Below are 22,645 nucleotides of genomic sequence, written 5' to 3' on the forward strand. Positions count from 1 at the left end.
CGCCGGGAGAGGATCGGCGGTTCGTGCTGTGACTGCGAAAAGCAAATGAGGGCTTCGCGCCCGCCTCACCACTAAGCAGGTTAGGGACGCCGTCGCCGGTCGCGCACACAGAGGCACCCATGAGCAAAACGGCATCGGGGCAGCCCGTCTGGAACGGGCGTCCGCGGGGCGAACGGGTATCGATCGTGATGCCCACGCACAACCGCGCCCACCTGATCGGCGAGAGCATCGCCTCGGCGCTGGGGCAGTCGCACGCTCCGCACGAGGTGATCGTCGTCGATGACGGGTCGAGCGACGCCACGCCCGAGGTCGTGCGCGCGATCGGTGCGCCGGTCAGCTACCTGCGGCAGGAGAAGGCCGGCAAGTCGGCGGCGATGAACCGCGGGATCGCGGCGGCGACGGGCGATCTGCTGCTGGTGCTCGACGACGACGACCTGCTTCCCGAGGGCGCGCTCGCGGCCCATGTCGCGGCGCTGCGGGAAGCGCCCGGGTCCGGCTTCTCCTACGGACGCTTCGCGCGCTTCACCGGGCCGGGCGAGGCCGCGCCGATGAGCACCGATTTCGAGCCGCTTCCCGAGCCGGGGGCGCGGCGGCTGCTCGTCCAGCTGATGCAGTGCTGCTTCCTCCCCAATCCCGCCTGGATGGTCCGGCGCGAGGTGCAACTCGCCGCCGGGCCCTACCGCACCGACCTGCCGCGCGGGCAGGACTACGAGATGATCCTCAGGATCGCGCGCGGCGCGCCCGGGGTCTTCGCCGGGGCGGTGACGCTCTACCAGCGGAAGCATGTCGCGGCGCGGGTCACGACCTCGGGAACCGTGGTCGCGAAGGACACGGTCGCCGGCTGGATCGAGGCCGAGCGCGCGATCTTCGCCGAGATCGACGACCGCTGGGAAGACGCGGACTTCGCGCCCTTCGACGACGCGGCGGCGGGGGCCGAGGCCGAGCGCCTCGCGGTGCTCACCCGCGCGGTGATCCTGTTCATGCGCAAGGTCCACGAGCGCGCCGAGCGCCACCTCGCGCGCTATGCCGCGCTGCTCGGGGACGCGCCGCCGACGGCGCGCGAGCTCGCAATCGCGGGCGAGTTGCTGGGCGCGCGCTACGGGATCGGCGAGATCCTCGATTCGAGCCACGATCCCGCGCCGCTCGCCGCGCTCGGCCTGCCGCTGCCGCTGCGCCGCGCGATGGCGCGCCAGCTGGTGTGGCGGATGCGCGAGACGGTCGGCAGCGGGCGGTGGGGCGATGCGCTGCGGCTGCTCATCTGGGCGCGCCGCGCGCTCGGGAGCGCCGCGCTGCTGGGCGCGGCGAGCGGGCGTCTGGAGCGTTACGCGCGCCTGCCCCGGACGACTTCGGCGATCACCGCCTCGTAGGCCGCGTGCGCCGCTTCGGCGGAGAAGGCGCGCGCGCGCGCGCGGGCCTGCTCGCCGAGGGCGGCGCGCGCGCCCTCGTCAGCAATCAGGCTGGCGATCGCCGCGGCGAGCGCTGCGGGGTCGCCGGGCGGCACCAGCCGCGCCGCGCCGCCGGCGGTGCGCGCGACGCCGCCGACATCGGCCGCGACACAGGCGGCGCCGCTCGCCATCGCCTCCATCAGCGCGAGCGGCATCCCCTCGCTGCGCGAGGACAGCACGAAGAGCTCGGCGGCGTGGAGCTGCGCGCGGATCGCCTCGGGGGGCAGGCGCCCGGCGAAGTCGACCTCAGCCGCGATCCCGAGCCGCGCGGCCTGCGCCCTGAGCGCGGGGCCTTGCGAGCCCTCGCCGACCAGCACCAGCCGCGCGGGCGCGCCCCGGGCGGCGAGGATGGCGCAGGCCTCGAGCAGGATGTCGAAGCCCTTTACCTCCTCGAGCCGCCCGACCGCGACGAGGGTGGGGAGTGCGCCCCTCCGCTCGCGGTGGGTCTGGGGCGGGGCCCAGAATTGCGTGTCGATGCCGTTGGCGATCACCCGCGGCGCGCTGCGCGGGGCGAGGCCCTCTGCGGCGAGGCGCGCGGCGATCTCGTCCGAGACCACCGTCACCGCGTCGGCCTCGCCGATCACCTCGCCGAGGAAGGGCGCGTCCTCGGGCAGGGGACGCAGCACGTCGCTGCCGTGGCAGGTCACGACCACGCGGATCCCGAGCAGCCGGGCGAAGGCCAGGAAGTAGAGCGTCGAAGGCGAAGCGTAGTGGATGTTCACCACTTGCGGCCGCTCGCGCAGCAGCCGGACGGCGAGGCGCAGCGCCGTGCCGAGGCCGAGCCGGCGCCCGCCGTCGCGGCGGCGCAGGTGGAAGGCCTCGGCCCAGCCGTCCTCGCCGCCCGCGCGCGGCGGGGCGCTGCGCGCCGCCCAGCCGGTCGCAACGCGGTGCCCGCGCGCGGCGAGCGCGGCGGCGAGGCCGCGCATCACCGCCTGCACGCCCCCCGCCTCGGCGGCGTCGGCATTGGCATAGAGAAGGATCCGCAAGGCCCCGGGCTCCCGCGCTGGAGAAGGTCAGAAGAAGCGTTCGCCGACCCGGATGGTGTCGCCGGGGCGGACCGGGAAGGAGGGGGTCTCGCGCAGGTCGATGAGCCGCTCGCGGGTCTCGGTGGCGCGTTTCAGGAACACCCGCTTGGCGTTGGCGCGGTAGGTGAAGCCCCCCGCCGCGGCGACCGCCTGCTCGATCGTCAGGCCGACCGCGAAGTCGTATTGCCCGGGCCGCGTGACCTCGCCGAGGATGTAATAGGGGCGGTAGTTGATGATCTCGGCGCTGACCCGGGGGTCCTCGAGATAGCCCGCACCGAGCTTCGCGGTGAGCTCGGTCTGGAGGTCCTCGACGGTGCGTCCGGCGACGGGGATGTTGCCGACCAGCGGGAAGGACACGTCGCCCGCGCCGGTGACGCCGTATTCGCCGGTCAGCGTCTCCTCGCCGAACACGGTGATGCGCAGCTTGTCGCCCGGCCCGAGCGTGTAGGGCGCCGCGGTCGGGGGGAGGCGCGCGGCGGGCGCATCGCCGCCATAGCCGCCTCCGCCGCACGCGGCGAGCAGCATCAGCATCAGGGCGGCGAGGAGGGCGGGAAGGCGCGTCATCAGGCGGGGTTCCTTTGCGGTTGCGGGAGAGGGCGGCGATGCTGCGGCGCGCGGCGCATCGGGCGCAAAGCCCGGCGGGCGGGCAGCGGGGCCCGCTCGCCCAGCGGCATCGCCGCGAGCGCCGCCAAGACGGCGTAGAGCAGCACGGTGTCGAGCATGAAGGGCGCGATCACGAGCTCGGTGCGCAGCCGCAGCAGGATCAGGAACAGGCTCGCCGCGGCAAAGGCGCGCGGGGCGTCGACCGCGGCGATCAGCAGCACCGCCGTCCGCAGGGCGACGAGGCCGAGCGGGACGAGGAACAGCACGAGGCCGATGATGCCGAGGTCGGCCATGATCTCGCGCGCGGTGTCGTGGAAGTGGAACGCCCGCCCGTCGCGCTGCCTGTTGCGCGCGAGCAGGCCCTTGCCGGCGGGGCCGAGCCAGATCGCCTTGTAGCCGTGGCCGATCACGGGCCTTTGCGCGATCAGGCGGTCGGCCTCCTCCCACAGCAGGGTGCGGCCGGTGAGGCGCTCGTCCTTGCCGAGCACGTCGGTCTGGAGGATCGCCGCCTGACGCTCGATCAGCGGCAGGGCGAGCACCGCCGGGATCGCCAGCAGCGCGCCCGCGCCGAGCGCGAAGAGCCTGCCGCCGCGCCCTAGCCACGCCGCCACCGCGAGCACCGCGAGGAGCGCCGCGAGCAGCACCGCGGAGACGAGCGCGGTCGCCGAATCCACCTGCACGGTGAGGAACACCGCGGGCACCACCGCCAGCGCGGCGAGGATTCGCGCGAGGGGGCGATAGGTCGCCGATGCCGCCACGCACAGCGCCGCCGCCATCCAGAACAGCGCGATATAGCCCATCTGGTTTTTGGAGCCCGCGAAGCCGATCATCACCGGCCCGGCGTCGGACGCGCCCATCCGCCCGCTCGCAAGGCCGAGCAGGCAGGCGATGGCGAGGCCGACGAACACCGCCAGCACCAGGTCCCGCAAGGCCAAAGCCCGGCCCAGCACCACCCCCGCCACCACGGTGACCAGCAGCTGCACCCCGTACCGCGCCGAGACCCCCGGCACCTCCGACCACAAGGCCGAGGCGGCGGCGAAGAGCGGCAGCAGCAGGAAGGGCAGCGCGGGCAGCAGCCAGCCCGGCAGGCTCCGCCAGCGCATCGCGAGGATCGCGCCGAGGGCGAGCAGCTGCACGAGGCTCGCCAGCGGGCCGAAGGCGGGCGCCGCGAGCGCGACGATCATCGCCACTATGAGGCCGAACACCGGCAGGCGCTCGAAACCGAAGGGCTCAAGCCGGGGGTGAGCCGCGCGGGTTCGGGCGGTGGCGGGCAAGGCTCTCGCTTTCGCTGCTGCTGGCTGCTCGGGTTCGGCGCAGAGAATTGCCGATAGGCCCCACCCGGTCGCCCACACAGATCAGCAACCTGCCGCAGGCCCTGCGGCTGCTCAGGGAACCGGGGAGGGGGCGATCAGGAAGCGCGGCTCGCCCGCCGCGTCGCTCTTTCCCGGCAGGCGCGCCGGGCGCAGCAGCGCGAGCTTGTCGCGCGCGACGCCGAGGCCTGCGTCGAGCAGCAGCCGCGGCCGGTCGCGGTTCTCGTAGAGCGCGCGCACGAGGCCGCTCTTCTGCTTGGCGTCGAGGAAGTGCCGGTGGTGCCAGCGCTGCGCGCATTGGGTCCGGTGCTGGAGGAGCACCTCGCGCTCGTCGGGCGACAGGTGGCCGGCGAGCATCCGGTCGTCCGCCTCGACCAGCGCGGCGAGATCGGCGGCGGCATGGCGCGCGCTCAGCGAATCCGCACGCTCGATCGCGAGGTAGCCGCAGGCCGCGACCAGCCGGAACCGCGCGCCCGCGAGCAGCATCCGGGCATAGAGGTCGAAGTCCTCGCCGAGCCGGAGGCTGGGGTCGTAGCGCAGGCCGTGACGGTCGAGGAAGGCGCGGCGCATCACCGGCTTGAGGAAGCCGAGCTCCCCGCGCGGGCGTCCGGCCTGCGAGATGTTGGCCGCGACGAAACGCGCGAAGCTCATCCGCTCGGCGATGCCCCCGGTGGCGAAGGCGGCGAGGTGGGTATAGGCCTCGGCCTGCTCTTCGCTCACGAACATCATGTTGTCGGCCGACATGTCCCAGTCGCCCGCCGCATCGGCGAGCGCGGCGAAGCGGCCGGGGAGGATCACGTCGTCGGCATCGAGGATCGCGATGCGCGGCGCGCGCGAGCGCGCAATCGCGAGGTTGCGCGCGGCGGCGGGGCCGAGGTTCTTCTGCGCGCGCAGCACCTTGAGCCGGCCGCTGCCGTCGTCCGCTCCCCACGCCTCGTGCGCGGTCGCGTCCTCGGATGCGTCGTCGACCACCACCACCTCGCGCACCGCCTCCTCGCGCAGCGCCGAGGCGACCGCGCGCGCGACCGTGCGTTCCGCGTTCATCGCCGCGACGATCACGCAGATCTCGTCGTTCATGCCGAATGCCGCCCCTTGCCGTGGTCTGTGGAGGTGGCGCGGTGGATAGCGGCAGGCGGCCCGCAGTGAACTAACCCTGTTAAGGTCGCGCCTCGGGTGATCGGCCTACGGCATCGGCGCAATGCCGTTCGTCCGTTCCCGGCATCCCAGGATACCCCGCGCCCATGGCCGCAACCCCGACGCCGCCCGAGCTTTCGCCCTTGCCCACGCCCCTGTTCGGGCCCGTCGAGCCGCTCGTCTCGCTGCTGATGGTGGCGCGCAATGCCGCGGAGCATATCGACGCGGCGCTGACCTCGGCGCGGCGGCAGACATTGGAGGCGATCGAGATCGTGGTCGTCGACGACCGCTCGACCGACGCGACCGGCGAGATCATCCGCCGCCATGCCGAGGAAGACCCCCGGGTGATCCCGGTGCGCGGCCACGGCAAGGGGCTGGCGGCGGTCAGGAACCTCTCGGTCGCGGCGGCGGCGGCGCCCTATGCGGCGGTGCTCGACGCCGACGATATCCTCCACCCGCGCCATGCCGAGCACCTGCTCGATCTCGCGAGGCGCACCGGGGCGGACATTGCGGCGGCGAACATGATCGCCTTCTCGCGCGAGGCGCCGGCGAGCCTGTTCGCGTCCGGCCTCAAGTGGAGCGCCGAGCGGATGATCGGCCATGCCGACTTCGTCGCCAGCGGCCGGCTCGGGCGCGAGGCGGTGCAGCTCGGCTATCTGAAGCCGCTGTTCCGCCTCGACGCGCTGCGCCGGCACGGCCTCCACTACGACCTGCGCCTGAGGATCGGCGAGGACTGGGACCTCGTCGAGCGCGCGCTGGCGGCGGGGCTGACCTATGCCTGGCGGCCCGAGCCGACCTATTACTACCGCCGCCACGCCGCCTCGACCTCGTTCCGCTGGACGCCCGAGGACCTCACCGCGCTGATTGCCGCCGAGCGCGACCGCATCGCCGAGGATGCCGGGCGCGATCCGGCGCTGGCGCGGGCGCGGGCGGAGCGGCTCGCGAGCCTCGAGGACACGCTCGCGCATTGCGAGGCGGTCGCGCACCTCAAGTCGCGGGCTGCGGGCAAGGCCATCGCTGCCCTGGCGCGCCGTCCGCGCGCGGCGGGGCTCTTGTGGCAATCCGTCCGCGAGGGGCTGGCACGCCGCGCCGCCGCCGCGCGCCGGCCGAGCGACACCGCTCCCTCCTCGGCGGGCGAGGGGCCGCACGTGCTGGTCTGCGGCGAGGAGCGCCCCGGCTCCGAGGTCGCGCTCGCCGCGGCGCTGGTCAAGGCGAGCGGGGTGCCCCTGAAGCGCCTGACGCGGGCGCAGCTCGCCGACCCGCTCGCCACCGCGCGTGCCGGGCAGGGCGCGGCGATGGTGCTGCTCGCCGAGGAAGCTCTTGCGGATGCCGCCGCGCACGCGATCGGCGACGGGGTGCCCTTTGTCGCGGCGGCAGGCACCGCGCATCCGCTGGTCCAGCACACCATCGCGGCCGAGACCTGCGGCGAGCTCCTCGGCCTCATCCCCGGGCAGGCGCTCGCCGACCACGGCCTCGCCTGGCGCGAGCGGGCGCGGCCGCCGCGGCGCGGTATCGCCGCATGAGCGGAGCACCGCGGGCGATCATCGTCAGCCGCCAGCGCCTGATCGGGGCGACCAACGGCAGCTCCGCCTACCTTATCGACATCGCCCGCTCGCTCGCCGAGGCGGGGCTCGCGCCGGTGCTGCTGCAACCTGCGCCGGGCGTGATGGGCCGCGTGCCCTTCTATCGCGCGCGGCCCGAGACCGCAGTCTTCGCCGAGCACCGCATCAGGGGCGTCGCGCGGCTCGGGCGCTGGTTCGTCTCGCGCGACCCGGGCGTGTGGCGCGATGCGGCCTGGGGCGTGGTGCAGAGCCTCGCGCGGCGCATCGGCCTCAAGGGCAAGTGGACCGAGGACCGCCCGCGCCCCTATGCCATCGCCGCCGCCTGGGAGAGCGACGACCGCGCCTGGCTCGCGCAGTGCGAGGTCGGCCCGCACGACCTCGTGATCGCCGACTACGCCTTCCAGTCCGAGGCCTTCGCCTTCCTCGGCACCCCGCGCGAGCGCTGCGCGATCGTCATGCACGATCTCTTCCACCGCCGCAGCGGATCGGGCGCGGGGGCGGAGCGGGACAGCGTCGCGGCGCTCACCCGCGAGGCCGAGGTGGCGCTGCTCGGCCGGGCGGGAACGGTGATCGCGATCCAGCAGGAGGAGGCGGACTTCGTCGCCCGCGCCCTGCCGCGCGCGCGGGTGATCCTCGCCCCCGGCACCCGCGAGGTCGAGCCCGCCGGTCCGCCAGCCGCGCCCGGCCAGCTGCTGTTCGTCGGCAGCCGCACCGCGCCCAACACCGACGGGCTGGCGTGGTTCCTCGAGCGCGTGTGGCCGCAGGTCCGCGAGGTTGCGCCAACCAGCCGCCTCGATGTGGTCGGCACCGTCGCCGCCGACTTCGAGCGGGCGCGGGTGCCGGGCGGCGTGACGCTCCACGGCCTCGTCCCTGACCTTGCGCCCTTCTACCGCCGCGCCGGGATCGTGGTCTCGCCGCTGCGCTTCGGCTCGGGGCTCAAGATCAAGCTCGTCGAGGCGCTCGCCTGGGGCAAGCCGGTGGTGGCGAGCCCGGTGACCTTGCAGGGGGTCGAGCGCGAATGCGCGCCGGCGGTGATGGTCGCCGAGGACGCGGCGAGCTTCGCCGCGGCGATCCTTGCGCTCCAGCGCGACAGCGAACTGCGCGACCTGCTGACCCGGCGGGCGCGTGCGGTCGTGGAGGCGCATTTCGCCCGCGCCGGCGCGCACGGGTCCTTGCGCGCCTGGGCTCAGGACGCGGCGAAGGGGAGGGCCGGGGCGGGGATGCTCCTGCCGCCCGAGATGCGCGCGGAGATCTCCTGCTTCCAGTAGCCCGCGCTCCAGCCGAGGTGCATGATCATCGCCGCCGTCCCGGCCCATGCGACGTCGGCGCGCCTCTCGCGCAGCGCAAGGCCGAGGCCCCAGGCTTGGCACAGCAGCGCCCAGCTCGCCGCCGGGAGCGCCAGCAGCGGCGCGAAGGGGGCGCCCAGTGCGAGCACGCAGGCCGGCGCGATTCCGAGCGGAAGCGCCTGCCGCAGCCGCAAGCGGCTGCGGTGACGGCGCACCGTGGTCGCGCGGCCTGCGCCGTAGCGGAAATATTGCCGCCACAGCCCGCGGGCGGTCCCGCGTGGAAAGTAGGTCACCAGGATGTCGGGCGCGAGCCAGATGCGCGCGCCCTTCGCCGCCATCCTGAGGTCGAGCTCGGCATCCTCGTTGCAGGGCATGGTCTCGCAATAGCCGCCCGCGCCGGTGAAGGCCGAAATGCGCATCAGGGCATGGTGGCCGTGATCGACGAGCCCCGCCTTCGCCCCCGTCCTGTGCGCTGCGCCCCCGGTGCCGAGCCGCGAGTTCTGCGCCGCGGCAACCCCGCGCGCGAAGCCGTGCCGGGCGCGGGTGACCATCCCCACCACCACCGCGTCGACCTGCTCGGCCTCGGCGGTGGCGACGAGGCGCGAGACGTAGTCCGCCGGGTAGAGCGCATGGGCATCGACCCGCGCGAGCCACGTCGTCCCGCCGCCGAAGCGCGCCACCGCGCGGTTCACCCCGGCGCTCTGGATGCGCTGCGGGTTGTCGAGCAGCACCACCCGCGGCGCGCGCGCGGCGATGGCGCGGACCAGATCGCGGGTGCCGTCGGTGCTCCCCCCGTCGGCGACGACGATGCGCTCGTTCGCCGGATCGCCGAGCAGGCATTCCAGCAGCGTGCCGATATGCGCGGCCTCATCGAGGCAGGGGATGACGGTCAGCACGCGCATCAGGCGATGGTCTCCAGCTGGCGCACCAGCTCGCGGTGCTCGTCGGGGGAGAAGGCGATGCGCTCGCGCGGCACCGCGCGCGCGGCCTCGCTGAGGGCGGCATAGGCCTCGGGCGTCAGCCGCTCGAGCGCCGCGCCCAGCGCCTCGCCTTCGGCGAGCCGCAGGCCGACGCCCGCCGCTTCGAGCCAGCGCCCGGTCTCGACCCCGGCGAGCGCGACCGGCACGACGCCGTGGGCGAGGCTCTCGTAGAGGCGGTTGGGGAGCAGCCAGGCCGAGTTCAGCCCCTCCTCGAAATAGTCGATGCACCACGCGAAATGGACGCGCCCGTAGAGGCGCGGCAGGTCGGCGGGGCGGTAGGGGCCGGCATATTCGACATGGGGGAGCTTGCTGATCTCGGCGGGAAGGTCGGGGAAGATGTCGGGCGAGGGGATGCCCGCGACCAGCACCCGGATGCGCCCTTGCGAGCGTGCGGCGAGCCGGGCGAGGATCGCGAGGCTGCGGCGGCAGCGCAGCATTCCGAACCAGCCGATCGTCCAGGGGCCGCTCTCGGGCGGCGCGGGCGAGGCCGCGGGGGCTTCGGGCAGGGCGCTGACCTTGTTCTCGATCAGGTCGACGGGCCCTGCATAGTTCTGGAGCCCGCGGAAATAGTCGCGCTCGAAGGCGGGGGAGGAGACGATCACCCGCGCGGTGCGGGCGAGCAGCCGCCGCTCGAGCCAGCGCAGCGCCCGCGAGACAAGGCCGGTCCCGAGCAGCTTCCTGTGAATGTCGAGGCACTCGTAGACGAGGCTCTGCCCCGGCCGGGCGAGCCTGGCGGCGATCACCAGCATCTCGAGATTGCGGGCGACGACGATGTCCGCGCGCCGCACCAGCGCCCTGGCGCGGCCCGGCGCGACCAGCCGGCGCAGCACGAGGCCCGCGCGCCGGGCGAGCCGCGCGTCGTGGCTGCGCCCCATCGCCAGCGCGGGCGCACCGGCGACGCTCGCGGGCGCGGCGCGGCGGTAGAAGCCGGCGAGCGCGACCCGCGCGCCCCCGGCGCTCAGCCCCTCGATGCGCCGCGCCACTGCGGCATCGCCGAGATCGTGGACGAGATAGGCGATCGTGCTCGTCGTCGTCGTCATGGGAGGTGTGCGCCCTTGTTGCCCCGGGGCCACGCCGCAAGGGCCCCTTGGCGGCGCTCCATGCCGCAAGCCGCGGCTGCGCAAATTCACGTGCTTTGCTCACCTCGATCAAAGCGCCGCTGCCGCTCCACCGGGGTTGGCAAAGCAGGTTATGGCTGCATCAGATGACGGGGGGCAGGTCATGCCACGGACTTGCCGGCCCCGCGGGGCTGGTCCCTCTTCACTTGCCCATCGGATTGGGGGAGACGCCCTTGGCGACCCGAGCAGACCGCCTCGTGCACGACAATGCCGAACCGCACGCCCCGGGGCTCGCGGTGCCGCGCGCCGACGCCGCCGCGCTGCCCCGCAGCGAACCGCGCGGGCCCGGCGGCGGCGGGAGCGATGGCGGCGGCGGGGGCGGCTACGGCGCGCCCGGCGGCGGAGGCGCGGCGCCCTTCCTTCCCGATCCCGGGATGCTCTGGCTGGTGTTCCGCCGCCGCCTCGGCCTGTTCCTCGCGGTGGTCGCCGCGGTGCTCGGGCTGGTCGCCCTCTTCACCCTCTCGCAGCCGGTGCTCTATTCCGCCTCGGCGAGCGTCCTCATCGAGCCGCGCCAGCCCGAGGTGCTCGAGAGCAAGGCGGTCGCCCCGGCGCTGCCCGACGAGACCAACGTCATCGACACCGAGGTCGAGATCCTCTCCTCGCGCCGCCTCGCCGGGCGGGTCGCCGAGGCGCTGAAGCTCGAGCAGTGGCCCGAGTTCGCGCGCTATGCCCGCGCCGCGCAGCGCGATGCCGGCGTCGGCCGCGCGGAGCCGGGCACCCACCCGCTCGCGGGCGCGGTGCTCCAGCGCATGGAGATCCGCCGCTCGGGCCTCACCTATCTCATCGACATCACCGCGCGCGCCGAGAGCCCCAGGCTCGCCGCCGCGCTCGCCAACGAATATGCCCGGCAATATCTCGCCCAGCAGCAGGAGATGAAGTCGAGCACCTCGAAAGGCGCGCAGGCGTTCCTCCAGACCCGCCTCGTCGAGCTGCGCCGCAAGGCCTCCGAGGCCGACGCCGCGCTCCAGAACTACATGATCCGCAACGGCCTCATGAGCGCCGAGGGCGCGACGATGGCGGAACAGGAAGTCTCGACCCTCAACCAGGAGATCGCCTCGGCGCGTGCGCAGCTTGCCGAGAAGGAAGGCCAGCTCGCCGCCGCGCGCAGCCGCGTGGGCGGGCGCAGCGGGGGCGGGGCGGACGTGCCGGCGGCGCTCAATTCGGGCACGGTCGCCGCGCTGCGCGCCCGCGAGGCGGAGCTCGCCGGCGAGGTCGCGCGGCTTTCGGCGCGGCTCGGCCCCCAGCACCCCGAGCTGATCCGCGCCAAGGCCGACCTTGCCGACGTCCGGGCGCAGGTCCAGCAGCAGATCGACCGCGTGCTCTCCTCGCTCGAGGCCGACGTCCAGGCGGCCCGCTCGCGGCTGCAATCGCTCGAGGCGAGCCAGGGCCGCGCGCGCGGGTCGCTCGCATCGAACAACGCCGCGCAGGCGGGCTTCCTCCAGCTCGAACGCGATGCCAAGGCGGCGCGGCAGATCTACGACACCTTCCTCGCCCGCGCGCAGGACGTCGAGGCGCAGGCCGGGCTGATCCGCCCCGATGCCTCGATCGAGACGCTCGCCCGGGTGCCGGTTCTGCCCTCCTCGCCCAGCTATCCGCTCGCAGCGGCGGGAGGGCTTGCGCTGGCGATCATCCTCGGCCTCGCGGCGATTGCGGCGGCGGAATATCTCGACGCGCGGATCCGCACCCGCGCGGATGTCGAGAAGCGGCTCGGGCTTGCCTATCTCGGCGCGGTGCCCGAGCTGGGGACAACGACGGGCCGCAAGATCCGCGGCGAGCTGCCCGAGCAATACCTCCTCGCCCACCCGCAGTCGAAGTTCACCGAGGCGGTGCGCGCATTGAAGAACGCGATCCTGCTGCAACCGGGCGGCGCGCCGCGCAGCCTCGCGATCACCTCGGCCCTGCCGCGCGAGGGCAAGTCGACGACCGCGATCTGCCTTGCGCGCCTGCTCGCGGATTCGGGCGTGCGCACGGTGCTGGTCGATTGCGACAGCCGCCGCCGCGCGGTGAGCGAGGCGCTGCTGCCCGAGGGTTGGGACGGGTTCGGCCAATACCTGCGCCGCGAGGTCCCGCTCGCCCGCGCGCTCGCGGTGGAGGAGGCGACGGGGCTCGCAGTGCTCGGCTCGCGCCGCGCCGAGGGCGCCGCGCGCGAGCTGTTCGTCCAGGTGCCGCTCGCCGAAATGCTCGCCGAGCTCGCGATGCAGTTCGAGATGGTGGTGATCGACACCGCCCCGGTGCTCGGCGTTGCCGAGACGCGGCTGATCGCCGCCGGGGTCGAGAGCACGGTGATGCTCGCCCGCTGGCGCGACACCTCGATCAAGGCCGCCGAGACCGCCGCCGACCTGTTGCTCGCCTCGGACGCGGTGGTGGCGGGCGTCGCGCTCACCCGCGTCGACGTGCGCCAGTATGGCAGCACCGGCCAGCAGGACGTCTATTCCTACCAGGACAAGTTCGCGGGCTACTACGTCGATTGAGACGGATCAGAACTCCAGCCTGACGCCCACGCTCACCCGGTTGCGGGTGAATTCGCGGAAGAAGCCCTCGTCGGCAAAGCGCTGGAAACGGTCGGCGCGGGCGAAGACCCTGAGGTTGCGGTTCACCTTCCAGGTGCCGCCGACCATCAGGTTGTATTCGTCCGCGCTGGTGTCGATCTGGCCGACGGTGTCGATCCGCGCAAACCCCGCGCGCGCTTCAAGGAGGAGGTTGCGCAGCAGCTCGTGCTCGGCCTCCAGCCGTGCCTGGCTGCGGATGTTGCCGCTGACGAGCTGCGAGCCGCCTTCCTCGACCTGCCGGTCGGCGAAGAGGCGCAAGGTGGTGAGCGGCGTGATGTTCCAGGTGAGGTTCGCCCCGAAGCTGAGGCCGGTGAGCCCTTTGGTGCCCGGATCGTCGATCGAACGGTGGAGGATGCCGGCGCGCAGTTCGCCGAACAGGAGGTTGGTGAGCTCGACCCGCGCGCCCGCCTCGATCGCGTAGCCGGTGGTGTCGCGGTCGAAGGTGGAAGCGGCGTTCTCGGTGTAGTTCAGCCGGTCGATCTGGCCGCGCACGAGGCCCGAGACGCGGGGGGAGAGTTCGATCAGCCCCTGTAGCGAGCCGCGCGTGTAGACCGAGTTTCGGAACGACTGGTCGAGCACCGCGCCGCTCGCGGTGACCGCGTCGTCGAAGTCGAGCAGCACCACCTGCGCATCGCCGATCAGCTGGAGCCGCCCGAAGTCGCGCGCGCCCGAGAGCAGCACGTCGGCGCGGCGGAAGCGGGTCGGCTCGCGCGCCTGCGCGGCGCTGGTGATGTTGGCGCGGTCCTCGGCGAGCGCATCCAGTGAGGCGACCATGCGCACCGAGGTATCGCGGTCCACATCGAGCCGACCCTGCACCCGCGCGCCGCCCTGAAGCGTGTCCTCGGTGGTGAAGCGCTCGTGGAAGCTCTGCTGGATATAGGCGTCGGCCTCGATGCTGTGGCGCTGCCAGACCGAGCGGATCTTGACCGCGCCCCGCGCCGTCAGCTCGAAGTCGCCCGCGCCGTTGTCGGGCAGGGCGAGGATGTTGTCGTCATATTCCAGCCGGGCCTCGGCGCTGGGGAAGATGAAGAAGCTCCCGATCCGCCCGCCGACCGGCTCGTAGTCCTCGAGCCGGCGGTCGGAGGGGGCGGGGAGGGCGCCGGGCGCGCTCGAGGTCGAATTCTGCGCGCGCACGGCGGTGCCCGCGACGAGCAGGGCGGCGAGGCTGACGAGGCCGGTCGCCCGGACGATGCGCTGCATGCGTGCTCGCCTTCTCATGTTGCTTGGCCTGGCGATGACGGCGCGGCGGCGCGGGGCACCCACATGGGTTTGCCTCGCGCCGCCGGTTCGCCGGACGGGGCATGGCGTTCGCTGCGTTCGGCGGCGACGAGCTGGCCGACCGGCCCCGCGCCGCGGGCGAGCTCGGCAAAGCCGCCGACCTCGACCACCCGGCCCCTGTTGAGCGCGATCACGTGGTCGGCCGCGGCGACCATCGAGAGGCGGTGGGCGATGACGAGCACCGTCACCCGGCCCCTCAGCGCCGCGACCGAGCGGGCGAAGGCGGCCTGGCTCTCCCAGTCGAGCGCGCTGGTCGCCTCGTCGAGGACCAGCAGCTGCGGCGCCATCACCAGCGCGCGGGCGAGCGCGATGCGCTGGCGCTGCCCGCCCGAGAGGCGGCTGCCGTTCTCGCCGAGCGGCGTGTCGAGGCCCACCGGAAGCGCGCGCACGAACTCCGCCGCGCCCGCGCCCTCGAGCGCCTGCCACAGCTCGGCCTCGCTCGCCTGCGGGCGCGCGAGGCGCAGGTTCTCGGCGACCGAGCCGGGGAGCAGGAAGTGGTCCTGCGGCACGTAGGCGACCTGGCGGCGCCAGGCGCGCGCGGTCTCGGGGGTGAGCGCTTCGCCGTCGATGCGGATCGTCCCCGCTTCGGGCGAGAGGAGGCCGCACAGCAGGTCCGCGGTGGTGCTCTTGCCGCTCCCCGAGGGGCCGATCAGCGCGGTGATCGCGCCGGCCGGGATCACGCAGTCGAGCTGCGCGAGCGCCGGATCGCCGTCGCCCCCCGCATAGGCGTAGCGCACGCCCTCGCAGCGGATTCCGCGGGCGAGCACCGGCGGCGGGGCGGCGGTGGCGGGGAGCGGCGGCTCGGCCTCGGCGGCGCATTCATCGAGAAAGCGCCGGATGTCGGCGAAGACCGTGACCTCGCCGAGCAATTGCTGGAGGCTGGTCTGCATGGCGGTGAAGCGCGGGGCGATGCGCATGAGGAGGACGAGGAAGGCGACGAGCTGCGGCAGGCCCATGCCGAGGAAGCGAACCCCGGCATAGACGATGGCGGCGACCGCGAGTGCGCTCACCACCTGGCTCGCGATCATGCCGAGCGAGGTGAGGCGCATGTAGCCCACCGCCTCCGCGTGGACCTTGCCGAGGTTCTCGGCGAGCCGCGCGCGGTAGGCGCCTTCCGCGCCGTGGATGCGCGCGGTCTTGAGGCCGCCGAGATATTCCGAGACGGTGCGGTACTGGTCGCGCTTGTTGGCGGTGCGCTCGCGCCCGAAGCGCGTCGCGCGCGCACGCAAAGGGGCGAGCATCACGAGCATGACGAGGCCGAGCCCGGCGGCGGTCAGCATCATCGCCGGGGCGATCACCCAGGCGACGAGGAGGTAGATCGCGAGCAGGATCCCCGCCTGAAGCAGCATCATCACCGCCATCGCCGCGGTATAGACCCGCTCGACATCGCCGGTGAGAAGGTGATGCAGGTCCGAGGGGCGGCGGCGGACCAGCGCGTCCCAGCGCAGCGCCCCGATCGCGGCGAAGAGATCGAGCCGCAAGCGGTTGAGGAGGTCGAACAGCAGGTCGGCGAGGTAGATGTTCTTCGCCCGGGTGAAGAGCCCTTGCAGCGCGACCAGCGCGACCAGCCCGGCGAGCGCCATGCCGAGGCTGATCGTCACGCCTCCTGCCCACTCGGGCAGCACCAGCCCTTCGCCCGCATTGCGCCCGGCGAGCGAGAGCAGCGGCACCACCAGCAGGATCGACACCCCCTCGGTGAGCCCGCCGAGCACCAGCAGCGCGAGCGCGATGGCGAAGCGCCGCCCGCTCCCGGCGGCGAGGTAGCGGACGAAGGGGAGGATGCCCTCGTAATTCGCGGCGCGGGCAGGGGCGTTCATGTCCCGAGATGCCCGGCCACGAAGTCCACGACCTCGCCGAGTGCGCCCAAGTCATGCGGCACGGTAAGAATCGCGGCCTGCGCCGTGTGGGCGAGGGCGGCGCATTGCCGGGCGTGGCGCGCGGCGATCGCCGGGGTGATCGCCGCCGCGCCGAAGCGCGTCCCGTAGGAGAAGCGCAGGAAGGCCTTCATCCGCTCCTTGGGTTCGAGCGGGCGCAGCGCCAGCTCGGGGCCGCGGGTCAGCAGGAAGAAGTGCCCCGGCGCATGGGACGCCTCGGCGAAGCCCGAGCCGACGAGGAAGCGCTGCTTGTCGCGCACCAGCGGCACGCCGGGGCGCGCATCGAGGTCCGCCCCCGCGAGCGCCGCCGAGGCCGCCTCGGTGAGCTTGACCTGCGGGAAGGCCGGACTGATCGTCCCCGCGCTGCGCTCGAGCCCCTCGATGGCGATGATGTCGTCGGTGAGGAGCGCGTATCCGGCGCGCAGGAAGGCCGCCGCGGTGGTCGACTTGCCCGCCCCCTTGTCGCCGAGGAAGGCGAAACTCGCGCCCCCGGCACCGGCGAGCGCGCTACCGTGGAGGAGGAAGCTGCCGCGCGCCTGGAGCAGCAGTGCCAGCACCGGGCCCAAGAGAGGGAAGGCGACCAGCGCCGGGTCGATCCCCGGGCGCGGCTCGACCTCGATGAGCCTGGGGGCGGCGATGCGGAAGGCGCCGATCTGCGGGTAGAGGAGGAAGCACTGGGTGTCGCCGAAGCGGAATGTGCCGGGCGCCTCGGGCGCGGGAAATTCGCGCCCCGTGTGGACGACGCGGATCGTGAGGTCGGCGGGGCCCGCGGGCGCGGGGACGAGTTCGGGCAGCGCCATGTCGCTGGCGATGGCGAGGCCGAAGGCGCGGTAGTGGTGCGGGCCGCCGCGCGGGAAGAGGCTCATGCCGCCGCCTCGCGCAGCCGCACCGCGCCGCTCGTGCGCGCGCCGCAGCCCATCTCGAGCCACATCCCGAGCGCCGCGGCGCGCCAGATCATCTGCACGCTCCTGCCGCCGGCGGCGTCGGGGTCGGCGGCGATGGCGGACCACAACATCCGGGCGCGGGGGAGATCGACGAAGGGCGCGAGCGGGCTCGCGGCGGCGCCGAACAGCTCGTCCAGCGCCCCGCGGTGGTGGCGCACCATGCCGCGCGCGAGGTGGACGGTGAAGTCGATCTTGTCGCGCCGTTGCAGCACCGAATCCGGCACGATCCCCGCCATCGCGCGGCGCAGCACCAGCCGCGACCAGCCGCGCGACAGCTTCTCCTGCGCGGGCAGGCCGAGGCAGAACTCCACCACCGCGCGGTCCCAGAAGGGATAACGGGGCGCCAGGCCCTGCGCCCGGTAGAAGGCGGCGTGGACCTCGAAGGCATAGGGCTGGAGCGGGTCTGCGAGCACCGCGCGGTGCTGGCCCTGCTCGGTCGCGGCAAGTTCGGGGCGGACGAAGCCGCGCATCCGCTCGGGCAAGCGGCTGCGCTGGACGAGGTCGCGCGCGAGGATATGCGCCGGGGGGCGCTCCGCGGCGGGGGCCGCGTCGCGGTCGAAGGGGGCGAGGAGCTTTGCCACGACCCTTGCGTCGAGCCGCTGCTGGCGGGCGGCGACGCGGCGGGTGAGGGCAAGGCGCGAGCGGCCGTAACTGTCCGCCGCCCCGCGCGCCTCGCGCCACAGCGCGAGCCAGGCGCCGCTTGCCGCGAGCTCGTCGAGGAGGCCGTAGCCGTGGCTCACCACCTCGTCCCCGCCGTGGCCGTCGAGCAGCACCGCGACGCCCTGTTCGGCAGCGGCCGCGAGGACGTGGCGCATCGCGGCGAGGTTGGGCGAGAGGGTCGGGCCGCCCATCTCGCCGAGCAGGTCCGCGAAGCCAGCGAAGGGCGCATAGCCGTCGAGTTCGAGAATGTGCGGCGCGAAATGCCCGGTGGCGAGCACCGCCTCGGCGTGGGCCCGCTCGTTGGAGCGCGCTGGCTCGCGGAACAGCATGGTGAAGACCGGGAGCGGCGGCCCGCCGGCGCGGCGGCGCTGGTCGCGCGCGAGGCAGGCGATCGCCGAGGAATCGAGCCCGCCGCTGAGCAGCGCGCCGACATTCTCGTGGCCCTGCGTCTGCCGGGCGACGGCGGCGTCAAGGCGGGCGCGCAGGCCGGCAGGCGCGTCCTCGCCGCGGGCGAAGGGGGCGGGGGCAATCGCGGCGAAGCGGGTGAAGGTCAGCGCGCCGCGTTCGAAGCTGAGGCTGTGCCCGGCGGGGAGGCGCTGGACGCCCGCGAACCAGGTGTTCTCGGCATCGAGCACCCGGCCGTAGAGGAAGTCGGCGATCGCCTCCTCGCGCAGGGTGCGCGGCCGGTCGAGGGCGGCGGCGAGGGCGTCGGGGAAGGCGGCCAAGCGCAAGGCTCCCCCCTCGCGGCGGTAGCACAGCGGGGCGAGGCCCATCGGGTCGCGTGCGCACAGCAGGCGGCGGCGCGCGGCGTCCCACAGCGCGAAGGCGAAGGCGCCCGCGAGCCGCTCCGGCGCCGCCTCGCCCCAGGCGCGCCACGCGGCGGCGATCACCGCTGCGTCGCTCGCCTGCGGGGAAAGGCCGAGCCTCGCGGCAAGCTCCGCGCGGTTGTCGAGCCGGGCGTCGGCGACGAGGGCGAGGCCCTGCTCGACATGGACCCCGCCGGGCCCCTCGAGGATGACGCCGGGCGCGGTCTCCCGGGCGCCGGGGTGCGGGGGCGGGGTCTCGCCCGGCCCCGTCCCGACCGCTCCGGCAATCCCGCCGCGCCGCGCCATCAGCGGCGCCCCGTCAGGTGCGTGTAGTCCGAGAGGCGCGTGCCCGCCGCGCCGATCACCACCCGCCCGTTGCAGGCGAGCCAGGCATGGGCCTCGAACCGCCCCGCGTCGTCGCAGCGCACCCCGACATGGAGGTCCGACCCGTGCCCCGCGCGCGCAAGCAGGTATTGCAGCGCGAGCGCCTGGGTGAGGCAGGTCGCGCGCGGGACGAGCTGCGCGAGGCGCTCGATCCGGCGGGCGAGCTGGCGGGCGTAGAAGTGCCCCTCGCCCGAGGGCGGGGCGGGCGGCATGAGGCGCCGCAGCCGGTTGTAGCCCAAGGTGCTGAGGCCGACGCGCATCACCGCCAGCGCCGCGAGGCACTTGGCGTCGCGGCGCAGCGCGGCGAGGCGCGGCGTGCGGGGCGGGGGCGGCAGGGCGCTCACCCGCGGGTGCATCGGACCAGCCCGGCGGCCTCGAGATCGGTGACCAGCCGCGCAATGTCCGCCTCGACCACATCGACCGGCGCGTCATAGGCTTCGCGCACCGCCGCGACGAGCGCGGCAAAGGTCACCCGCTCGGCGCCCGCCTCCACCAGCCGGTCCCACACGAAGGCGCCCACGGCGTTGAGGCTGTAATAGATGTTGGTGCGCAGGTTGAGCAGCGCCGAGCCCTCGCCCAGCGTGCAGCCGACCACCTCGGGATCGCTCGCGATCTCGAGGGCAGGCGGCAGGGTGGTTGCAATTCGCTCCATCGACGGTTTCCCCGCAAACTGAAGGGACGCGCAGGCGGGCCCACCCCCGCCGGCGTGGAAAGGCGGGACAGGGAGCGGTCCCGTGCCCGGGGCTTGGCCCCCGGTGCGCTCCGCTGCCCCCTGTCGGCCGATCAGGACAGGCCGTCTTCGACGCCGCAGGTGAGGTCGCCGAAGGGCGTGCCGGCCGGGAAGGTCGCGTCGAGCGCATCGGGGCAGCCCGAGGCCTGGGTCAGGGTCTCGAAAGTGCCCAGTTCTTCGAGCGAGGGGGCCGAATAGTTCATTGTGCTCATTCGCTTTCTCCTTTGGGTATTATTGAACAGCCCCGGCATCGCCTGACGCAGGGACGCGAAAAGGAGCACGCGGGTGAAATCAAGCGTGCTCAATCAATGGACTGTCGCCCTTGCGATAAAGCACGTTATTAAATTCCGTCCGGGCACCCCTATCGTAAATCCGAGGTGGATTTCGACGATCAATCCTTGGGGACCCCGGACAATGACTGCATTCACCCAAGATAATAACCGTTCTGACCTTGAGTCGAGCCGCGGGGACGACGCACTACTCGTCGCAGGTCCCGTTGATTGTGCTGGATTGTTAGCGGGGTTAGCGCGCGTCAGCCTGACGGGCCTTGCGCAGGAGCCGCTCCCGGCGCTCGCTCAGGAGGACGCCGCCGCGCTCGCCGCGCTGGCGGTGCGCACGCGCATGACCGGGCCCTGCCAGCGCGCTTTCTCTATCGCCCGAACCGCGATGCCGCCGCCGCTCGCCGAGGCGGTCCGCCATGCGCGGGCGCGGGCGGCGGTGAGCAACGGGCGGGTGCTGGGCCTGGCGCGAATCGCCTTTCCGATCCTTGCGAGCGCGGGCATCCCGGCAATCGCCTTCAAGGGGCCCTTCCAGCACCGCCAGATCCACGGCGACCCGTTCTTCTGCCGCTCGGGCGATCTCGACCTGCTCGTCGCGCGCGCCGACTTCGCGGCGGCGCTCGCGAGCTTCGAGGCGGCGGGCTTCACGCGCCGCGGGGACACCTCGCCGTGGTGGACGCGGGCGCTCGGCGAGGTCCATCTCGTCCACCCGCAAGGCGGGGTGATCGATCTCCACCACCGCCTCCAGCAGCCCGGCAGCCCGCCGCCCGCCGATCTTGGCGCCTTCCTTTCCGAAGGGCGGCGCGAGACGATCGGCGGGGTGGCAATCACCTTCCCGGGCCTCGTCGACACGGTGCTGATCTGCGCGCTCAACCTCGCCAAGGAGTTCGCGCATCGGAAACCTTCGGCGCGCTATGCCTATGATCTTGCCGCCGGTCTGCTCGCGCTGGCGGCGTGCGGCGAGAGCGCGGCCTTCGCCGAGGCCGCGGTGCGCCAGCGCCTTTCCGGGACGGTCGGCTTTGCCGCCGCGCTCGCGGGGCGGATCTTCGCTCTCGACCTGCCGCTCGCGCCCCCGCTCGCAGCCCTGCGCCTGCCGCCTTGGGCGAGCCGCGCGGCGGTGCTGGCGATGGCCTTCGCCCCCGAGGCGCCCGGCACCCCCTGGCCGCGCCGCCGCGCTGTGCTGTGGGCGCTGTGCAGCGATGCGGGGCCGGCGCGGCGCAGCGCCGAATTCGCGCGCGAGCAGGCGCGGATCATCGCCAGCGAGGCGCTGCGCCGCGCGGCCGGCAGCGGCGGGAGCTGAGGATGCGACGGGGCGCCCTGCGCCATCTCGCTCAGGCGGCGCTCGGACTGTGGCTGCTCGCGGGCGCCGCGACCGGGACTTCGCCCCATGCCGCCGGGGCTCCGGCGCGCGGCGAGCGGTTCGACTTCCGGGGCGGCGCCGCCTTCCCGCCGCGCGCGCGGGTGCGCATCGGCGACGTCGCCGTGCCCCCCGGCGCGCGCGCGGCCTTCGTGCCGATCACGCTCGACCGGCCCACCCCCAACACCATCCACGCGCGGGTGATGACCCGCAACGGCCAGTTCCCCGATCCCGCGCTCGAGGGGCGGCACTACCGGCGGCTCGACACCACAGTGATCTTCCGCCCCGGCGATCCGCTCGTGCAGACCCTGCGGGTGGCGCTCGTGGACCTGCCGCCCGGGCCGTCCTTCGAGGTGCATTTCCCCGAAGGCGTCGACGGGGCCGAGGTCGCCGATGCGCGGGGGCGGGTGAGCGCGGCGCCGGGCGCCAGGGCGGGCGCGGCGCAGACCCGCGGCTTCCGCCCACCCCGCCGCTTCGTTCCGGCAGGCGCGCCCGACTGGGTGCTCGACCCGCCCGCCGCGCGCTGGAGCGACCGCGGCGGCCCCGGCGTCTTCGCGACCCGCCTGCCGCACGGCCGCACCCAGACGGGCAATGGCGAGACCGGGCTCTATCTCGACCCGCAGACGCACCGCGCCCCTGCGGCGCCGATCGCCGTCGAGGGCGGGGCGCTGGTGCTGCGCAGCCAGCAGCTTGGCACGCCGATAGCGTGGGAGGGCCGCAGCTACCGACACGGCGCGGCGGTGCTCACCGGCGAGCGGATGCCGGAGACCCACCTCACCTACGGGCAGGTCGAGTGGGAGGCGTGGATGCCCGACCGGCGCGGCAGCTGGCCCGCGCTGTGGCTGCTCCCGGTGAACGGCTGGCCCCCCGAGATCGACGTCTACGAGGGCTTCGGCGAATCCCCCGGATGGGACTTCGATTCCGACATCAGCGCCAATCTCCACGGCGGCGCGAGGGGCAAGCGCAGTTTCACCGCGCCCTTGCGGATCGACGCGCGGCGCTTCTACGGCCTTACGGGCTTCGCGAGCGGCTGGCACCGCTACGCCGTCGACATCGCGCCCGATTTCATCACCTGGTTCGTCGACGGACGCGAGGTCTATCAGGCCGTCAACCCCTTCGCGGGGACGCGGTGGTTCCCGCTGATGAACGTCGCGGTGAAGCGCGAGGGGGACTACAGCGGCGGCAATGCGGCGATGCGGGTGCGGGCGCTCAGGATCTGGCGGAGCGGCGAAGGCGGGCGCGCGGCAGGCCGGGCTTTGCGGTGAGCTTGCGGTGCGATAGCCCGGCCTAGACCCCCTCCAGACCCGCTTACACCCCCTCCA

The 22,645-nt window shown here is 73.9% G+C and carries 19 protein-coding genes; 6 read left to right on the forward strand and 13 right to left on the reverse strand.

Annotated elements, in window-relative coordinates; translation table 11 throughout:
• The first annotated feature begins 119 nt into the window (after positions 1 to 119).
• The gene (locus ACLBKU_RS16605) at positions 120 to 1,367 is read left to right on the forward strand and encodes a glycosyltransferase family 2 protein (RefSeq protein WP_410180680.1); all 1,248 of its coding nucleotides are present in this window, start codon (positions 120 to 122) and stop codon (positions 1,365 to 1,367) included.
• On the opposite strand, the gene ACLBKU_RS16610 is transcribed toward ACLBKU_RS16605, so the two are convergent.
• From ACLBKU_RS16610 to ACLBKU_RS16625, 4 genes are all read right to left on the reverse strand, one after another.
• Positions 1,322 to 2,431, reverse strand: coding sequence for a glycosyltransferase (locus ACLBKU_RS16610; protein ID WP_410180681.1), 1,110 nt, complete (start codon positions 2,429 to 2,431; stop codon positions 1,322 to 1,324). The two genes, ACLBKU_RS16605 and ACLBKU_RS16610, sit on opposite strands and share 46 nt — an antisense overlap.
• Positions 2,432 to 2,458: 27 nt before the next feature.
• On the reverse strand, positions 2,459 to 3,034 hold the full coding sequence (locus tag ACLBKU_RS16615) for a polysaccharide biosynthesis/export family protein (protein WP_410180682.1): 576 nt from the start codon (positions 3,032 to 3,034) through the stop codon (positions 2,459 to 2,461).
• Positions 3,034 to 4,347: an O-antigen ligase family protein gene (locus ACLBKU_RS16620; protein WP_410180683.1), complete on the reverse strand. Its 1,314-nt coding sequence runs from the start codon at positions 4,345 to 4,347 to the stop codon at positions 3,034 to 3,036. Before ACLBKU_RS16620 ends, ACLBKU_RS16615 begins: the two co-directional genes overlap by 1 nt.
• 111 nt (positions 4,348 to 4,458) lie before the next feature.
• Complete coding sequence (locus ACLBKU_RS16625) at positions 4,459 to 5,460, reverse strand: glycosyltransferase family 2 protein (protein WP_410180684.1); 1,002 nt, start codon at positions 5,458 to 5,460, stop codon at positions 4,459 to 4,461.
• Positions 5,461 to 5,624: 164 nt separating this feature from the next.
• Here ACLBKU_RS16625 and ACLBKU_RS16630 point away from each other — a divergent pair, with 164 nt between their 5' ends.
• Positions 5,625 to 7,040, forward strand: a complete 1,416-nt coding sequence (locus ACLBKU_RS16630; protein ID WP_410180685.1) for a glycosyltransferase family 2 protein — start codon at positions 5,625 to 5,627, stop codon at positions 7,038 to 7,040.
• The gene (locus ACLBKU_RS16635) at positions 7,037 to 8,347 is read left to right on the forward strand and encodes a glycosyltransferase (protein WP_410180686.1); all 1,311 of its coding nucleotides are present in this window, start codon (positions 7,037 to 7,039) and stop codon (positions 8,345 to 8,347) included. The genes ACLBKU_RS16630 and ACLBKU_RS16635 overlap by 4 nt, the downstream gene beginning before the upstream one ends.
• Here the strand turns inward: ACLBKU_RS16635 and ACLBKU_RS16640 are convergent.
• Both ACLBKU_RS16640 and ACLBKU_RS16645 read right to left on the reverse strand, forming a co-directional pair.
• Positions 8,266 to 9,267 (reverse strand): glycosyltransferase family 2 protein, encoded by a 1,002-nt coding sequence (locus tag ACLBKU_RS16640; protein ID WP_410180687.1) that lies wholly within the window; start codon positions 9,265 to 9,267, stop codon positions 8,266 to 8,268. The two genes, ACLBKU_RS16635 and ACLBKU_RS16640, sit on opposite strands and share 82 nt — an antisense overlap.
• On the reverse strand, positions 9,267 to 10,385 hold the full coding sequence (locus ACLBKU_RS16645; RefSeq protein WP_410180688.1) for a glycosyltransferase: 1,119 nt from the start codon (positions 10,383 to 10,385) through the stop codon (positions 9,267 to 9,269). The genes ACLBKU_RS16640 and ACLBKU_RS16645 overlap by 1 nt, the downstream gene beginning before the upstream one ends.
• Before the next feature lie 251 nt (positions 10,386 to 10,636).
• Here ACLBKU_RS16645 and ACLBKU_RS16650 point away from each other — a divergent pair, with 251 nt between their 5' ends.
• Positions 10,637 to 12,934: a GumC family protein gene (locus tag ACLBKU_RS16650; protein WP_410180689.1), complete on the forward strand. Its 2,298-nt coding sequence runs from the start codon at positions 10,637 to 10,639 to the stop codon at positions 12,932 to 12,934.
• 6 nt (positions 12,935 to 12,940) lie between these two features.
• On the opposite strand, the gene ACLBKU_RS16655 is transcribed toward ACLBKU_RS16650, so the two are convergent.
• The 7 genes from ACLBKU_RS16655 to ACLBKU_RS16685 form a co-directional block, all read right to left on the reverse strand.
• On the reverse strand, positions 12,941 to 14,212 hold the full coding sequence (locus ACLBKU_RS16655; protein ID WP_410180690.1) for an outer membrane beta-barrel protein: 1,272 nt from the start codon (positions 14,210 to 14,212) through the stop codon (positions 12,941 to 12,943).
• Between the two features lie 14 nt (positions 14,213 to 14,226).
• Positions 14,227 to 16,107, reverse strand: a complete 1,881-nt coding sequence (locus ACLBKU_RS16660) for an ABC transporter ATP-binding protein (RefSeq protein ID WP_410180691.1) — start codon at positions 16,105 to 16,107, stop codon at positions 14,227 to 14,229.
• Positions 16,104 to 17,030 (reverse strand): serine kinase, encoded by a 927-nt coding sequence (locus ACLBKU_RS16665; protein ID WP_410180692.1) that lies wholly within the window; start codon positions 17,028 to 17,030, stop codon positions 16,104 to 16,106. The genes ACLBKU_RS16660 and ACLBKU_RS16665 overlap by 4 nt, the downstream gene beginning before the upstream one ends.
• Positions 17,027 to 18,880: an asparagine synthase-related protein gene (locus tag ACLBKU_RS16670; protein WP_410180693.1), complete on the reverse strand. Its 1,854-nt coding sequence runs from the start codon at positions 18,878 to 18,880 to the stop codon at positions 17,027 to 17,029. Before ACLBKU_RS16670 ends, ACLBKU_RS16665 begins: the two co-directional genes overlap by 4 nt.
• Positions 18,880 to 19,302, reverse strand: a complete 423-nt coding sequence (locus ACLBKU_RS16675) for a lasso peptide biosynthesis B2 protein (protein ID WP_410180694.1) — start codon at positions 19,300 to 19,302, stop codon at positions 18,880 to 18,882. The genes ACLBKU_RS16670 and ACLBKU_RS16675 overlap by 1 nt, the downstream gene beginning before the upstream one ends.
• Positions 19,299 to 19,610, reverse strand: coding sequence for a PqqD family protein (locus ACLBKU_RS16680; RefSeq protein ID WP_410180695.1), 312 nt, complete (start codon positions 19,608 to 19,610; stop codon positions 19,299 to 19,301). The genes ACLBKU_RS16675 and ACLBKU_RS16680 overlap by 4 nt, the downstream gene beginning before the upstream one ends.
• 131 nt (positions 19,611 to 19,741) lie before the next feature.
• Positions 19,742 to 19,900, reverse strand: coding sequence for a lasso RiPP family leader peptide-containing protein (locus tag ACLBKU_RS16685; protein ID WP_410180696.1), 159 nt, complete (start codon positions 19,898 to 19,900; stop codon positions 19,742 to 19,744).
• A gap of 298 nt (positions 19,901 to 20,198) precedes the next feature.
• Here ACLBKU_RS16685 and ACLBKU_RS16690 point away from each other — a divergent pair, with 298 nt between their 5' ends.
• The gene (locus ACLBKU_RS16690) at positions 20,199 to 21,266 is read left to right on the forward strand and encodes a nucleotidyltransferase family protein (protein ID WP_410180697.1); all 1,068 of its coding nucleotides are present in this window, start codon (positions 20,199 to 20,201) and stop codon (positions 21,264 to 21,266) included.
• Positions 21,267 to 21,268: 2 nt separating this feature from the next.
• Positions 21,269 to 22,588 (forward strand): family 16 glycosylhydrolase, encoded by a 1,320-nt coding sequence (locus ACLBKU_RS16695; RefSeq protein ID WP_410180698.1) that lies wholly within the window; start codon positions 21,269 to 21,271, stop codon positions 22,586 to 22,588.
• Positions 22,589 to 22,645 lie beyond the last annotated feature (57 nt).

Source organism: Erythrobacter sp. NE805 (assembly GCF_046452355.1).
Classification (GTDB): Bacteria; Pseudomonadota; Alphaproteobacteria; order Sphingomonadales; family Sphingomonadaceae; genus Erythrobacter.

What these genes read in the sequence shown, in the direction of transcription:
- ACLBKU_RS16605 (WP_410180680.1), top strand. Translation starts at nt 120, where the DNA reads ATGAGCAAAACGGCATCGGGGCAGCCCGTCTGGAACGGGCGTCCGCGG.
- ACLBKU_RS16615 (WP_410180682.1), bottom strand. Translation starts at nt 3,034, where the DNA reads ATGACGCGCCTTCCCGCCCTCCTCGCCGCCCTGATGCTGATGCTGCTC.
- ACLBKU_RS16625 (WP_410180684.1), bottom strand. Translation starts at nt 5,460, where the DNA reads ATGAACGACGAGATCTGCGTGATCGTCGCGGCGATGAACGCGGAACGC.
- ACLBKU_RS16630 (WP_410180685.1), top strand. Translation starts at nt 5,625, where the DNA reads ATGGCCGCAACCCCGACGCCGCCCGAGCTTTCGCCCTTGCCCACGCCC.
- ACLBKU_RS16635 (WP_410180686.1), top strand. Translation starts at nt 7,037, where the DNA reads ATGAGCGGAGCACCGCGGGCGATCATCGTCAGCCGCCAGCGCCTGATC.
- ACLBKU_RS16640 (WP_410180687.1), bottom strand. Translation starts at nt 9,267, where the DNA reads ATGCGCGTGCTGACCGTCATCCCCTGCCTCGATGAGGCCGCGCATATC.
- ACLBKU_RS16645 (WP_410180688.1), bottom strand. Translation starts at nt 10,385, where the DNA reads ATGACGACGACGACGAGCACGATCGCCTATCTCGTCCACGATCTCGGC.
- ACLBKU_RS16655 (WP_410180690.1), bottom strand. Translation starts at nt 14,212, where the DNA reads ATGCAGCGCATCGTCCGGGCGACCGGCCTCGTCAGCCTCGCCGCCCTG.
- ACLBKU_RS16660 (WP_410180691.1), bottom strand. Translation starts at nt 16,107, where the DNA reads ATGAACGCCCCTGCCCGCGCCGCGAATTACGAGGGCATCCTCCCCTTC.
- ACLBKU_RS16665 (WP_410180692.1), bottom strand. Translation starts at nt 17,030, where the DNA reads ATGAGCCTCTTCCCGCGCGGCGGCCCGCACCACTACCGCGCCTTCGGC.
- ACLBKU_RS16670 (WP_410180693.1), bottom strand. Translation starts at nt 18,880, where the DNA reads ATGGCGCGGCGCGGCGGGATTGCCGGAGCGGTCGGGACGGGGCCGGGC.
- ACLBKU_RS16680 (WP_410180695.1), bottom strand. Translation starts at nt 19,610, where the DNA reads ATGGAGCGAATTGCAACCACCCTGCCGCCTGCCCTCGAGATCGCGAGC.
- ACLBKU_RS16685 (WP_410180696.1), bottom strand. Translation starts at nt 19,900, where the DNA reads ATGAGCACAATGAACTATTCGGCCCCCTCGCTCGAAGAACTGGGCACT.
- ACLBKU_RS16695 (WP_410180698.1), top strand. Translation starts at nt 21,269, where the DNA reads ATGCGACGGGGCGCCCTGCGCCATCTCGCTCAGGCGGCGCTCGGACTG.